Source organism: Nostoc sp., assembly GCF_036917395.1.
Classification (GTDB): domain Bacteria; phylum Cyanobacteriota; class Cyanobacteriia; order Cyanobacteriales; family Nostocaceae; genus Nostoc.
Genome location: NZ_JBALDI010000057.1, coordinates 149,631 through 163,799 on the forward strand (window position 1 = coordinate 149,631; position 14,169 = coordinate 163,799).

Sequence of the window (14,169 nt, forward strand, 5' to 3'; positions counted from 1 at the left end):
TTTATACTGTGCTGAACTAGTACACTTAATAGTTTTTTCTAAGCGGGCGGCGGGAATCGAACCCGCATTAATAGCTTGGAAGGCTATAGTTTTACCACTAAACTACGCCCGCAAAATCCCAACCCTATAAGTGTAACACAGTTTTTGCAAAAATTGAAGCATTTAATTGGAATTTGCAGGTTGGATTTTGATCCATACATACAGATTGCTCAAATCTGGTTTTGTGCCATCGTTGTTGTGAGCGGCAAGAAAGTTTTCTGTTTTGAAAACCTCGTTGAGAATTCGCTCATATGTGCTTTTTTCACTTTGTGATGTTGCTGGTTCTATTTCTACAACTAAAGCCTGTTGAAAGTTGCCCTTGTTATCAATTACTAAGCTAGCAAGGATCTGTGCAGGCTTAACTTTGGAATCGCCGGGGAGAAAACTTGAGTCCAATTGTTTTGTGTTGCTTCCCCTGTATAAAGCGATAACGTCTGGTAAAGCATCTTGTCGTAATCTTCCTGATTGTATTAAGTTACTGACTTTATCTCTAAGCAAAGGAGCCACTATTGCTACCGATGCTCCCCCAGTCGGAGTTGCTGGAGTTTCTCTAGTCGGAGTTGATGGAGTTTCCCTAGTCGGAGTTGCTGGAGTTTCCCTAGTCGGAGTTGCTGGAGTTTCTCTAGTCGGAGTTGCTGGAGTTTCTCTAGTCGGAGTTGCTGGAGTTTCTCTAGTCGGAGTTGCTGGAGTTTCTCTAGTTCGAGTTGGTGGATTTTCCTGAGTGGGGGTGCGTGGCGGAGTTTCTCTGTTTTCAGCTTCCGAAACTGGTGGATTTGATGGAATACCTGTTGATAGTGGTGTTCCCTTTCCCAGTTTGATTTCTTGACGGCGGTTCCAAGGTAGACTAACGACTGGAACTGTAGGTTTCGGTGTGGCTGTAAGAACTCTCTGCTGCCTAAAGGGTCGGCTATTAGATTGAGAGGTGTAAGTTCGGCGGAGATTCTCAGCAGAATTAATTGCGCCAAAATCTTGATTTCTGGGCGTAGTTCGTGCTGTTTGTAGTGAACGTGCTGGTACAGACTTTTGAGTTGAGGATAGTGGCTTTGGCGAAACTGTTTTTGCTGTTGATTTTGATTTGGTTATTGATTTTGTTTTGGGAGCAATGTCTATCAATTCAATGGGAACAACAGATTGACTTTGCTGGGGAAACCACAAACTAAATGCATTAGATGAGCGCATCAGCCAGAATGCCAGCAAGTGCAGAGAGACTGAACCTATAACGACAGAAATCCACAAACCTGGTGGGTCAGTGTGTCGCCTCCAGACCTTGGCTGGAATTGGAGTTTTGTCTGCAACCGATGGTATCATATTATATCAACTGGATATGATTAGGCACTCTTACTCATTGGTAATGCTTTAAAATACCAGTCTAAATTTTAGCGATTAACCATTACTTCTGGTGTAACAGCGAAAGTCAAAACTGTTTCATCTACTCCTTTAAGTTCTAGCGGACTACCTTTAGTAATTTCTTCTTCCTGCAAATAATCTGCCACGGCAGCAGAAACCAGGATCGTACCGGGAAGGGCAGCAGCTTGTAACCTTGCAGCAATATTCACACTTGGACCAATGGCTGTATAATCAGCACGTTCAGCACTACCAAACATTCCCACAACAGCTGTACCTTGATGGATACCGCACCGGAACTGAACGTTAGTAAGTTTATCGCCATCAAATACACCTTGGTCTCGCCAGCGCTGGTTCAAGTCAGCCAGTGAGCGGTGCATTGCTCTTGCTGTATTGATGGCACGACGCACCTGTTCATTAGGAGTTAGTTCTTCCGGCGCTCCGTATAAAGCTAAGATAGCATCTCCCATAAATTTATCTACAGTACCGCCATTGCCAAACACAACCTTAGTCATGGCTTCTAAATATTCATTTAGCAACTCTGCTACTCGCCGGGATCTGAGGGTATTTGCTAGCTGTGTAAAACCCACAATGTCACTAAACAAAACTGTAATTAAGCGTGGTTCTGGGCGCAAATCTAACGTTAAATCTCCGGTTGCGGCTTTTTGCACCAATACAGCCGGCAAAAAGCGCTTTAGCACCGATTCTGTTAGATAAGTATTTAACTCCACGATTCGTCGTTCATTTTCTTTCAATCCTAAAAGATTCCGAACTTCCGCCAAAAGTTCCCGATCATTGAATGGTTTTGCTAAATAAGCATCCGCCCCATGTTCTGTACCTTCGATGCGGGTTTCCTCATCAACTTTCGCTGTCAGCAGAATGATTGGTGTTCCTTTCAGCTTCTCCTCATGGCGGATCATCTGAATCATCTCAAGTCCGCTCACCAAGGGCATCATTAAGTCAGTGACAATCAAGCTGGGTATAATTTCCTTAGCTATCCCATAACCTTCATAACCATTACGAGCTGTCTGTACATGATAGCCATTGCGGCGGAAAATTTCAGATACATAGGTTCGCAAATCCGGGTTATCATCTACAACTAAAATTGAGGAGCCAGCCGTGTGCAGGGGTTCCCCTTGTTGATCGGTCTGGCGTTGCTGAGTCTTAAGTGCTGAGTCTTGAGTATCAATACTGGGCGAGAAGTTTCTTGTAATATCTTCAATATTGTCTGTTGTTGAGTCTACCAGTTCTAAATCAGCCAATTCTACGCTAGCGCGGCTCGTGTTCAGTTCGGTAGGCGTTTCTAGTACTTGTAGTGCGGGTAAATGAGTGTTTCCAGTAACAAGCCATAAACTAAAGGTAGTGCCTTCGCCATAAACTGATTCCACAGTGACTTGACCACCATGTAATTCTACCAATTCTTTAACTAAAGCTAAACCCAAACCACTGCCTTCATAGGAGCGGTTTGCTGAACCTTCAGCTTGGCGGAAGCGCTCAAATAGGTGAGGAATTTGTTCTTTAACAATGCCAATACCAGTGTCTTGTACTTGCAGTATGCAACGGTCATTTTCAGATTTTAGTCTGATGCTGATCGTGCCACCTTCAGGAGTAAACTTCATGGCATTTGACAGCAGGTTGTAAACCACCTTGTCAAATTTTTCCATATCTAAGTACACCGTAGAACATTCATCTAACTGAGTGACTAGATGCAGTCCCTTTTTCTCACAGTAGGGACGAAAAGATTCAACAATTTGGCTGACAAATTCGACTAGATCGCAAGGGCGGAAACTAGGCTGCATTCTCCCCGCATCCAGGCGTTGTAAATCCAGCAGTTGATTTACCAGTCGTAGCAGGCGACGGGAGTTACGCAGCGCGATCGCACATTGGGAGTAAGATAATCCCTCACCAGCCGTCACTGCCGACTCTAAAGGTCCTTGAATCAAGGTGATCGGTGTGCGAAACTCATGGGAGATATTTTGGAAAAATTCGGTTTTTTGTTTGTCTAATTCTAGTAAGCGTTCAGCTTGTTGGCAGATCAATGGCACAACTAAACTAGAACAAATGTTAGCAGCAGCAAAAGCTGCCCCACGTTGGCGCAGTTCGGGAGTTTTACCGTGAATGCGCTGATCATCGATCACATCGTGAATTACCTGGACTTCGCGGGTTTCCCACACCGTTTGAGCCAGCAGGGAGGAGGGAGGGATGGGAGGAGAGGGAGATGAGGGGACAAGAGGAAAATTGATTTGCTGATCTCCGTGTCCCCATATCCCCGTGTCCCCGTGTTCTTTTTCTTCCAGAGCCTTCTGATAAATAAATCCTTTATCCGCCAACTGCTCATCTTGGAAGGGACGCAACAGACAGACATCCACCTCCAACATATGGCCCACTGTATCTACAATTGCCTGTAAAATTTGGCGATAGTCTAAAGCACTGCGAATCGTATTTGTGACGGTATTTAGCAGCGATTCTTGTCGGAGTGTGCGGGTAAGTTCGCGGGTGCGGGCTTTTAGGACATTGTGGGTATCCAAAGCTTGGCGTACCACTGCTTTGAGTTCCTCGGCTTCCCACGGTTTAGTTACATATTTAAATACCTTACCAGCGTTGATTGCTTCCACCAGGTCTTCGACATCAGTGTAGCCAGTTAAAATAATCCGGATAATATCTGGATATTGAGTTGCTGTTAGGCTCAAAAATTCTGTACCGCTCATCATCGGCATCCGCTGATCGGAGATGATCACTGCGACTTCTCCCTCTTGAGCCAGCAGATCCAGTGCCGCAGGACCAGAGGCTGCCCTGAGCACCTTATAGTCGCGATAGAAAGTGCGGTAAAGCAAATCAAGGTTGTCTGGCTCATCATCGACAACCAAAATTTTAGGCTTACTGTTTGCTTGGGATTTCATGCACCGCTTTCCTGCTGCAACGGCAGTCGGATAAAGAATAAGCTGATCAGGTAAGGATTTTTCTGAGTCAGGTAAGAGCAGAGCATTTCGACCAATAAAGCTCTTTGGCTACATGACTGCTGAGTGTAGGAGCGTTTACTCACAGTAATTTGTCTCAATGGCTTATGGCGATTACCGTTTGCTTTGGTGCAATGTAATTGCTTTCATAGTCAGTTTTAGGGTTACAGAGTCGATGCTTGCTTGCCAAATCTTCCTTTACCTCCTGTGAGCAATCTCTGATACTACATACAGCACTCATAGCTAGCTGAAAAATCCAGATGAAGCTGCATATTAAGTTTTCCCTTCCCAGGAGTTGTACTAACACTTGCAGGTAAATTTTATTTATGCTAGTCATGGTACAATCAGCAAAATTAAAACAATAAGATTTAAAGCTAAAGTATACTATTAGACAAATGTCTCTTTCCAATTTAGCAATTAGAACTATCATTAAGACAAGTGATAGTGGTTAAAAAATTGGATATTAGGAATTAGAGAACCTTGCAGATTCTTACTCCAATAACTGTACAGCCTGTTCCGATGACCAAGTAGCAAAGTCGTGTTAGTGTAGCGGCAATTGTAAAAATGAGTTCAGTACTGCAACCAAGGGTGGTTTTAAACCAGAGTTTGCCGTTGGTGTACTTACTTAACAATTTTGTAAATGCTGCCTACCGACAGGTTATGCTATTTCTCTGCCCATTCACCTCAACCTCTACCACTTTACAGATGTTTTTGTGGTAAACAGGCTGATATTCTCCCTACCTAAAGCAAGGGATGCACTTGAACCGACTGAACTTAAGATTGTAGATTTATGAAGCTGTAACTTCTAAGACTCTTTCAAAAATACAGGCTATAAAGCCTTAAACTAAAGTGTAAAACTTTGTCGGCTCCACAAGCAAAAGCGAATTAGCAATCTTAGGTCAGTTTAATCTCCTGGGCAGATATAAAGTTTTTATTCAGTTTAAATGGTGTTTGAGGATATTTGAGAAAATTTTCGTTAAATAAAATCAATCCTAAACTAGCCTTGAAATATCGGTTTTTTCATCCATACCAGCAACAGCCAATCAATCCAGCTTGCTGCCAATTTCAAATTCGTACAGCTATACCTGCTGATTTGATCGGTGTTGCCCAAATTATTGCTGAAAGCTTTCACTCCCAACAGGGTATGTGGGGATGGGCTTTCCCATTGCTACGTCTGGGTATTTACGAAGACTTAAGGCATCGCATGGCATCACCTTTGCCGCGTCATATTTGTTTAGTCGCCTTTGAAGCTACTACTGGTGCGGCTAATAACTTAGTAGGAAGTGTGGAACTGGGTGTACGTTACAGTGATTCGTGGAGCCAGGTCGGCATGGGTTTTCCTTACTTATCTAATTTAGCGGTTCACCCCAAATTCCGTAGACATGGTGTAGCTTCAGGCTTACTGACTAGCTGTGAAAAAGTCTCTCGCGAGTGGGGATTTCAAGACTTATATCTCCACGTTTTGGAAAATAACCATCAAGCAAGACAACTTTATTTTAAGCTGGGATATCGGGTGCATAAAGTCGAATCGAATTGGAATACATTTTTCCTAAGACGTTCAAGCCAGATGTTATTACACAAGCATCTGAGTGATGATTCCACTATTTGAATTTTATTTGGCTATAAATTTTGATGTTGTAATTACTTGGGATAAAATATATCACCAATATAGACGCTCAAAGTACAAAATAACCTAATTCAAAACTCAGCCATATTAGCTAAATAGCTAGATGTGTATAGGTTTGGTTAATTTTTGTCAGGATATTTTATTTAGACTTTTCACGAATCTTTCCATTCGTTATTTTAATAAAAGTATAACTTTGGAAAACTCCACTTAAATGATTAAATGTTAAATGTTGGCCTTTTTGATTTGTCATTAAATAAAAAATAAAATATTTTTGACTATTTTATATAGATAGATAGATAAATAAATTATAATGAAAATAGCGGTAAAATTACCCTGAGGAAATCAGCAATACCTCATAATAACTTTGTAATTAAGATATTCATCTTTATAAAAACTTTAAGAAAACACTCGTAGAGTTTACAGACAAATATAGTTATATCTCATAAAATATAATCACTCAATTACTAAACAATGCCTATTTATTAGTATTTTAGTTAAGTTGACCGAAAGATTCTTGATAATAAAAGAATTAAAAAGTCTGATTTTACATAACAGTTAGTTCCCTTTTGAAGTGCATAGTACTACCAAATTCGTTGAAAGTCTAAAAAACATGGATAGCGAACAGCATCGACGCTATCAAACCTCTATGGTATCAACTTATTACCCTGAAACTAGTTTCCTTGACTCTGTTGTCATGCCAGATGGAACTGAGCAATCGCAAGGCTCGGATATCCTTACACGTTTACACAGTGGAGAAGTTTTCATCGTCAATAGTCGTAGACGAAATGGATTAATCCTCTTTAAACGATACCATGCAGAGTTTGCTGGGCCTGGGGCTGCTGTAGGTGGGGATTACGATTGTGATTGCCAAAGAGCACTGCCCATAGGTAATCTGTCTTTATTAACTCCTGAATCTAATGAAGAGCGCCAGAAGGCTTACTTGATTAGGCGACAGTGGATTCGATTGATCAAACAAATTACAGAAAACCCAGTGCCTGGGCAGCGAGTTCAGAAAATTCTCGATCAATTTGAACAATACTTCCCACCAGAAATAGTGGCTCTTTTGCCAGATGTTGCTTTTGCTCTTTTAGTAGGTGTCCTGCCACAAACAGTGGGAATGGTACGCCGTTTGGGCAGTGAGATGGACAGCCGATTTAATTACTAAGTAAATTGCTAAAATTCCAAATTTGCCAAAGCAGCTTGGACTCGATTAACAGTGCGCGCGTTTTCCTCTATCGTTCCTACAGTAATTCGCAATCCTCCGCTAATGTGTCGCACAAGAGTTCCGAGTGTTCTAAGTTTCTGGTGGAAAGTTTTTAACGCAGCCTCTTGTGAATTAAAGCCATTTGCTTTAAGACGTAGGTAAATAAAGTTAGCAGCGCTTGTGGTAATTTGTAGTTCTGGTTGCTGGGATAAAATTTCGATGAGTTTGGCTCGTTCACTCAGGGTTTGGGGAATTGACTCCAGCAAAAGTGTGCGGTTTTGTAAAGTAACTAATGCTGCTGCTATGGAAAAGCTGGGCAGATTGTAAGGTAAGCGAACTTTTTCTAAAATGGCGATCGCTTCCGGATGAGCGATGCAATAGCCAACACGGAGAGCAGCCAATCGAAAGGCTTTAGAAAAAGTGCGTAATATTACCCAATTGGGATGCTGTGCTAATTCACCCACTAGCGTAGTTTGGCTGAATTCAAAGTAAGCTTCATCAATTACTACCAAAATATGCTCACTCAGACTTTTTAACCATGTCAACTCTGCTGTAGTTAAACTATTGGCAGTTGGTGAATTGGGATGCACTACAAAAACTACGCGAATAGGGGGATTTTGAGTTTGTTCGATCGCAGACTGGGCGGCGCTTATATCAATTTCAAAATTTGTTTCATTTCTACCCACCGCCACTACAGGAATGCCCAAAGTTTGTGCCAAAATTCCGTACATAGAGAAAGTGGGATTGGCAACTAGAATTGAACCTTCTCCTCCTAGACAGGTGGCGATTAATAAAGAGCGGATTAGTTCATCTGAACCATTGCCCACAGAAATATTGGCAGCAGTATTGGATTTGGATAGCGACAGACCGGCTGATTCATTGACGTATTCGGCGATCGCATCCTTAAGTGTTTCATGTCCACCATCAGGATAACGATTTGTTTCAATTACTTGCTGATACGTCCAGGCCAGCTTCTCTTTTAACTCCGGTGGTAAATCATAGGGGCTTTCATTTGTATCCAGTCGATCAAACTGTATGGGGACAGAATCGGCTGGATCGCTGCTTGGGTGGGGTTTATACGCAGTAAATTCGGCTAAATCTGACCGGATGAAGGGAAGCATATCAATTTTGGATTTTAGATTTTAGATTTTAATCAATACTGTTTACAAAAGACTTATTTTCCCCTCACTATCCTTGATAGTGAGGGAATATAGGCTCCTTTGAGCTACGAGTTAAGTTGTACTTACTGAAAAATATTCCGTTAGGTCTGAGTTTAATATTTTACAACTTTAAGGTAACTGGCAAAAGAGGCGAATTGCCTGCCAAATTTCTTCCATAACATCAGCCAAGGCGTGGTCACTGGCGAGTTCGACTAACTCCACCCAAGGACGCAAACGCGCAAAGTCATGACTAGCTTCGATGGGGATGACTTCATCCTTTTTTCCATGCAAAATCAGGGTGGGGATAGGACGTTGTAAAAGCTCCTCTTGGTATTGGGCAGCATCTGTAACGAAATCGTAACTTAAGGGAAGCTTTCGCCCCTTTCCATAGTGGTAGACCATGATATATTTTTCTTGCTGCCAACGCTGTACTTCTTCATCGCCTAGCTTGGGCAACCAATGAGATAAAAACCCAAAAGCTGGTGCTAACAGCACAAGACGTTCTACTTGTAAATATTGCTGTCCCAAGTGGGCAGCGGTCAAACCACCCAAACTTGAGCCAATCAGTGTTACTGGCGTAGAATCATTGCTGAATTCTGCGGCAACTTGAGTGATCTGACGAGTGATTGTCAACTGCGAAAAATCGCCAGCATTCAAATCAGGAATTTTTAACTTTGTGTGAATTTGGGCAAAGCGATCGCCGATATCCCGCGCTTTGGCAGAATTAGGACTCGAAGCAAAGCCGTGAAGATATATGTATTGCAAGACTGTAGATAATTAGAAGTGAGAAAAAGTTAGGAATTTTAAGTTTTAAGTTATGAGTTTCTTTCTTCAACTCATAACTCATAACTCCTAACTCTTATTACCGCATTGTGACAAATTCTTCCGCTGCGGAGGGATGGATACCAACAGTGGCGTCAAAGTCTTTTTTAGTTGCGCCCATCTTCACAGCGATCGCCACACCTTGAATGATTTCAGCAGCATTTTCACCCACCATGTGAGCGCCCAGCACTTTGTCAGTCTTGCTATCAACCACCAACTTCATCATTGTCTTCTCTTGCTTACCAGTTAAACTATGGTACATGGGGCGGAAGCGAGTGCGATAAATTGTTACAGCATCACCGAGTTTTTCCCGTGCTTCGGCTTCTGTCCAGCCGACTGTAGCGGCTTCTGGGTTAGAAAATATTGCTGTGGGTACAGTTTGGTGACTTAATTGGCGGGGGTTATTCCCAAATTCGCTATCTGCAAAGGCGCGACCTTCGCCAATGGCCACTGGAGTTAAATTAATTCGGTCGGTGACATCGCCAACGGCAAATATATTCGCTTGACTAGTTTGACTATATTCATTGACTGCGATCGCACTTGTGGTAGGGTATCCAGGCCCTTCGATAGAACTAGCGACAACATCAACCCCAGCGTTTTTTAAACCTAATCCATCTACATTAGGAATCCGACCGGTCGCTACTAAAAAGACATCGGCAATTAATGGTTGTTGATCATCCCCTGATAAAGTCAGTTTTAACCCTTCTGGCATACCTTCAATTGTTTTTACCACATTATTCTTAATCAGCCGAATTCCGTGGTTTGTCATCCCCTCTTCGATTTCTATGCGGACATCCTCATCAAACCCGTTCAAAATCTTTTCACCTCTAGTAATTTGTGTCACCTCAGAACCCAAACCTCGCATAATACAGGCAAATTCCGTGCCGATATAACCAGCACCAATAATAACGATGTGTTTTGGTTGTTCTTTGAGATGAAAGATTTCATTAGAGGTAATGCCGTATTCCATCCCTGATAAATCTGGCTTGACAGGACGCCCACCTACAGCAATTAAAATTTTGTCTGCTGTAACTTTGCGTCCATCAATTTCTACTGTGTGGGGGTCTACCAACGTGGCGCGACTAGGAATTAGTTCCACTCCCGCTTTTTCTAAAAAGCTTATATGTAGTTGCGACAGTCGCCGAACTTCCTTATCTATAGATGTAATGAAATATTCCCAGTCCAACTCCGCATTACCAACTTTCCAGCCATAGCCTGCGGCGTCACTAAATAGTCCAGGGAAGTGAGAGCCATAGACCATGAGTTTTTTGGGAACGCAACCACGAATTACACAAGTCCCACCAACTAAATCATCTTCAGCGATCGCCACTTTTGCCCCGTAGCTAGCCGCCCGTTTGGAAGCCGCCAAACCTCCAGAACCCGCACCAATTACAAACAGGTCGTAATCAAAAGTCATAAATTTATGTTCTCTTTAGCAACAAGTTAGTTCCTGGGAACTTAGACACAGAATCTGATTGAACTATATAAGGATATCCGGTGAACCCTGTGTAAGTCCTGTCCTTGATTTAATCTAGCGTTAGCAGATGCTCTCTAGTCGTAGGGAATATCACTTTTTGCTTTGGTTGCTGTAGAGGTAGTAGTTAACAGTTGTTATAGTTATTTCATCTACGTTAAGTATAAATTAATACTTTTGGTTTAAGTATTTATTTCTTCTCTTTCTTCTCTCTGTGTCTTCTACGCTTGGAGCGGTAGCCTACGGCAAGCCGCTACGCGTGTAGTTTCAGGTAGTTTCTGGAGGTTTTACTGGCGGATTTACTGGAGGTTGGACTGGCGGATTTACTGGAGGCTCGACTGGCGGAATTACTGGAGGTTGGACTGGTGGATTTACTGGAGGCTCGACTGGAGGAATTACTGGAGGTTGGACTGGTGGATTTACTGGAGGCTCGACTGGCGGAATTACTGGTGGATTTACTGGAGGCTCGACTGGCGGAATTACTGGCGGATTTACTGGAGGCTCGACTGGCGGAATTACTGGAGGTTGGACTGGTGGATTTACTGGCGGAATTACTGGAGGTTGGACTGGTGGATTTACTGGTTGATTTACTGGTTGATTTACTGGAGGTCGAACGGGTGGATTTACTGTCTTGATAATGTTATTTTTTTCAGTCTCCTGCTCAGTATTTGACAGAACTTGTCTTATGTCCTCAAAGGAATTTGATGGGGAATCATCTCCAATGGACTTTATTGGGGAATCGTTGGTGGAAGAAGTTGAAGGACTAGTAGTTAGCTCTACAAAAGATGGGTTTTCAACTACTCCCTCACCTGTAATCGGCGACTGTGCTTTCAAAGCCGCAGCCGTTTCAGCTTGAACGCTAGCGATCGCCTGATCGGCCGTAGGCGTAGGATTTTGCCTAGTCAAATTAAGTCCCCGAACCAGATCGCTCGTTTGATAAAAATTTCTCAGATCAAAATCGTATAAGCCCTGAAATTCGCCTTTAACTATAACCATCATCTGTCCTGCTTGCAGCACCTGAGTTTGAGAAGCTTCCTGATTAGAAACTTCAATGCCGCTATTTGTCAGTGCACCCACAATCGTGGTATCTGTTTGTTTGTCGTAGCGGACAAATAATGCTGAACCACGAATTGCTGCTGCTGCACTTGGCGTTTGTATACGTGTTTGCCCCCTACCAGGTGGGATAAGCAGCAACGCAGTCCCGTTTGACAGTCTAAAGCTGCGAGTCTTTGGTAAAAATTGAAATATAGCCTGTTCGCCAACTCGTGCCAAAGAACCGTCGTTAAAGCGCAAGTCTGCTAGGGAAGCTCGACCAGTTGACAACCCATCCCCAGGAGTCATTGCATCTAATTTGCGTGCAGGACGCTTCTTCAGTCGATCTTTGGGTATCAGTAGTACCAAGTTGCGGAGGTTCTGAATCTCCGCTCGCGTTAGAGGAGTTATGGCACTTACCCGATTTTGCAAAGGCAGTACTATAACTCCCCATAAACCAATCACTAACAATGGAAACGATTTATGAAACATAATTTGATAATTTATGAACTTCAACTAATAACAGAAAAGTTAAAGGTTTAAGAGGATGTTTGAAAAGTTGCAAAGTATACTATAAACTCCACTTCCATTCCTCTCCCCTATAGGAAGAGAGGCTTTGAAACCCCCCTTACCTATGAGGAAATGAGGGCTAAGGAGTTAAGTTTGGCAGGCTTTGATGTTACCAAAAATACTTTTAAAACATCCTCTAAGCTGCTGCTAATTGTTATAAGTTTTCTTAGGTAAATTCATTTGCATTTTATCCTACATTTAATACATACATCAAATCAATAGCAAATAAATTATGTGTTTAGTTTATTTAAGTTTTTTTTTGAAACTGACATCTTATGCAATAAAATCTGTAGCAGATTTCAAAGTTATTATTTAATATCAACAATTAAATGAGGAGTACCTTACAGATAATCCTTTCTAATCAGATCAGCCACAGGATCATCAGTTATATGGGAAAAGGAGTTGTTAGGGATATGTTGTCAAATGACTCACTGACTGTATTTCACTAAAGTTGAGCAGAAATTGGATTGGAGCATCTCTGTTTTGCAAAAAAATCTGGGAAAAAATCCGAAAAGCAGCAACTTTAGTTTGTAGTTTCAGTATATACCTACGAAACGAAAAGAGATGCGCTCAATAGCTGTATCTTTTGAGTCGGAACTTCCGATACAGCTTATAGGTCTATATTCGCCAAACGCGATCAACGCGATCTAACCAGATGCGACTCAAGAACTGGAAGAATTTGTTTTTTTGTATTTTGTTAGCTTCCAGTGGTGGAAGCTGGTGTTGCATTAAAGTAGATGCGGCAGAATCTGCAAATACAGATATTTGGCATTCTAAAAATTTAGCAAACACACAGGTAACTTATCAGCTATGTCAGAAGTTAGAGCAAGAAGTAATTAACTTTTTGTGCAAGCAGTCCAGTGAGTCGCAAAGTTTAGACTCCCAGATGCCGTTAAATGTGGCACAGCAAACACCAGCTACTACTCAAACCCCAACCGCAACCGAACAACCTGGAGATACTCAAAAGCAAAATGACCCGCCCCAGTTAGAATCACAGCCAAGTGTTTTGCCTACATCTCCTCTAGACTCAAAAGAGCAACTGTTGAATGCACCTCAAATAAATCAGTCCCAAAGGCTACAGAGGCTAATACAGCTGCTGCGATCGCCAAAACAGCCATTTGAGTCTGAGAGCGATGATCGCGAATTGGGGTTGTGGGTGCGGTTACGACCTCTAGAACAACAGCCACTCCCACCGACAGAACGATCCGTACCTAAGTTTAAACCCATAGGCTATCTACAAGGCCGTGTAGGTTATTTCCAGACGAGCAATATTTTTTCCTCAAATGATAGTCCCATAGAAGATGGTTTAATTATTTCTGGACTGACGCTAGCCTCTGCATATTTCCCTTTGGGATCTAAGACTTATTTAAACGGCTCAATTGATGGCAATCTCATTCGTTATATCAATCAGTCACAATACAATTACAACCAGGTGAGATTTAATCTCAATATTTACCAGCAGTTCTCACAGCGAATGTACGGAGAAGTCAGTTACAACAATCAACAGTTATTTTATGCCAATAACAGTCGTAGCCTTGATAGCTTCAAAGCAGGCGATCGCTTTTTAAATGAGAATTCCCTGCAACTGTCTCTGGGACGGCGAGATCCCTTAACTCCAAAATTAACGCTAGATAGCTTCTACGAGTTGAGTGTAAATTTTGCTGATCCCCTAAGTCGTGATCGGATAATCAATTCTTTTTGGATTTCTCTGAACTATTACTTGCAAAAGCCTCTCCAGGTTGGTATTGACTACCAAGCCAGCTTCTCCGACTTTACACAGCGCGATCGAGAAGACCAATTTCATCGACTATTCGGGCACTTAAATTATCGAATATCTTATACCACTAAGGGACTGACAAAGAATAAATTATCCCAAAAAAATCAATAGACAAGATTTTTTAAATAATGATAATCATCCCCCTCCATAGCGTGCATGATAA

General features: G+C 42.1%; 9 protein-coding genes and 1 tRNA gene. 3 read left to right on the forward strand and 7 right to left on the reverse strand.

Annotation, left to right across the window (positions count from 1 at the left end):
- Positions 1-41: 41 nt before the first annotated feature.
- The 3 genes from V7K46_RS20315 to V7K46_RS20325 form a co-directional block, all read right to left on the reverse strand.
- Positions 42-112 (reverse strand) — tRNA-Gly (locus V7K46_RS20315).
- Between the two features lie 50 nt (positions 113-162).
- Positions 163-1,347 carry a hypothetical protein gene (locus V7K46_RS20320; protein ID WP_335116211.1) on the reverse strand — a complete coding sequence of 395 codons (1,185 nt, stop codon included), beginning with the start codon at positions 1,345-1,347 and terminating at the stop codon, positions 163-165.
- Positions 1,348-1,415: 68 nt separating this feature from the next.
- Entirely contained in the window at positions 1,416-4,283 is a 2,868-nt protein-coding gene (locus V7K46_RS20325) for a response regulator (RefSeq protein WP_335116213.1), read from the reverse strand.
- Positions 4,284-5,301: 1,018 nt separating this feature from the next.
- On the opposite strand from V7K46_RS20325, the gene V7K46_RS20330 reads away from it, so the two are divergent.
- Both V7K46_RS20330 and V7K46_RS20335 read left to right on the forward strand, forming a co-directional pair.
- A complete protein-coding gene (locus tag V7K46_RS20330; protein ID WP_335116215.1) occupies positions 5,302-5,949 on the forward strand; it encodes a GNAT family N-acetyltransferase in 648 nt (215 codons plus the stop codon).
- 628 nt (positions 5,950-6,577) lie between these two features.
- Entirely contained in the window at positions 6,578-7,132 is a 555-nt protein-coding gene (locus V7K46_RS20335; RefSeq protein ID WP_335116217.1) for a hypothetical protein, read from the forward strand.
- An 8-nt stretch (positions 7,133-7,140) separates the two neighbouring features.
- Here V7K46_RS20335 and V7K46_RS20340 read toward each other — a convergent pair whose 3' ends face one another.
- The 4 genes from V7K46_RS20340 to V7K46_RS20355 form a co-directional block, all read right to left on the reverse strand.
- On the reverse strand, positions 7,141-8,292 hold the full coding sequence (locus tag V7K46_RS20340) for a histidinol-phosphate transaminase (RefSeq protein ID WP_335116219.1): 1,152 nt from the start codon (positions 8,290-8,292) through the stop codon (positions 7,141-7,143).
- A 168-nt stretch (positions 8,293-8,460) separates the two neighbouring features.
- Positions 8,461-9,096: a YqiA/YcfP family alpha/beta fold hydrolase gene (locus V7K46_RS20345; protein WP_335116221.1), complete on the reverse strand. Its 636-nt coding sequence runs from the start codon at positions 9,094-9,096 to the stop codon at positions 8,461-8,463.
- Between the two features lie 97 nt (positions 9,097-9,193).
- Positions 9,194-10,570, reverse strand: a complete 1,377-nt coding sequence (gene gor, locus V7K46_RS20350) for a glutathione-disulfide reductase (protein WP_335116223.1) — start codon at positions 10,568-10,570, stop codon at positions 9,194-9,196.
- Positions 10,571-10,894: 324 nt separating this feature from the next.
- On the reverse strand, positions 10,895-12,151 hold the full coding sequence (locus V7K46_RS20355; protein ID WP_335116225.1) for a FecR family protein: 1,257 nt from the start codon (positions 12,149-12,151) through the stop codon (positions 10,895-10,897).
- 733 nt (positions 12,152-12,884) lie between these two features.
- On the opposite strand from V7K46_RS20355, the gene V7K46_RS20360 reads away from it, so the two are divergent.
- Positions 12,885-14,117, forward strand: a complete 1,233-nt coding sequence (locus tag V7K46_RS20360) for a hypothetical protein (protein WP_335116227.1) — start codon at positions 12,885-12,887, stop codon at positions 14,115-14,117.
- The last annotated feature ends 52 nt before the right edge of the window (positions 14,118-14,169 follow it).

Coding starts and splice junctions, on each gene's coding strand:
- V7K46_RS20320 (WP_335116211.1), bottom strand. CDS start 1,347: ATGATACCATCGGTTGCAGACAAAACTCCAATTCCAGCCAAGGTCTGG.
- V7K46_RS20325 (WP_335116213.1), bottom strand. CDS start 4,283: ATGAAATCCCAAGCAAACAGTAAGCCTAAAATTTTGGTTGTCGATGAT.
- V7K46_RS20335 (WP_335116217.1), top strand. CDS start 6,578: ATGGATAGCGAACAGCATCGACGCTATCAAACCTCTATGGTATCAACT.
- V7K46_RS20340 (WP_335116219.1), bottom strand. CDS start 8,292: ATGCTTCCCTTCATCCGGTCAGATTTAGCCGAATTTACTGCGTATAAA.
- gor (WP_335116223.1), bottom strand. CDS start 10,570: ATGACTTTTGATTACGACCTGTTTGTAATTGGTGCGGGTTCTGGAGGT.
- V7K46_RS20355 (WP_335116225.1), bottom strand. CDS start 12,151: ATGTTTCATAAATCGTTTCCATTGTTAGTGATTGGTTTATGGGGAGTT.
- V7K46_RS20360 (WP_335116227.1), top strand. CDS start 12,885: ATGCGACTCAAGAACTGGAAGAATTTGTTTTTTTGTATTTTGTTAGCT.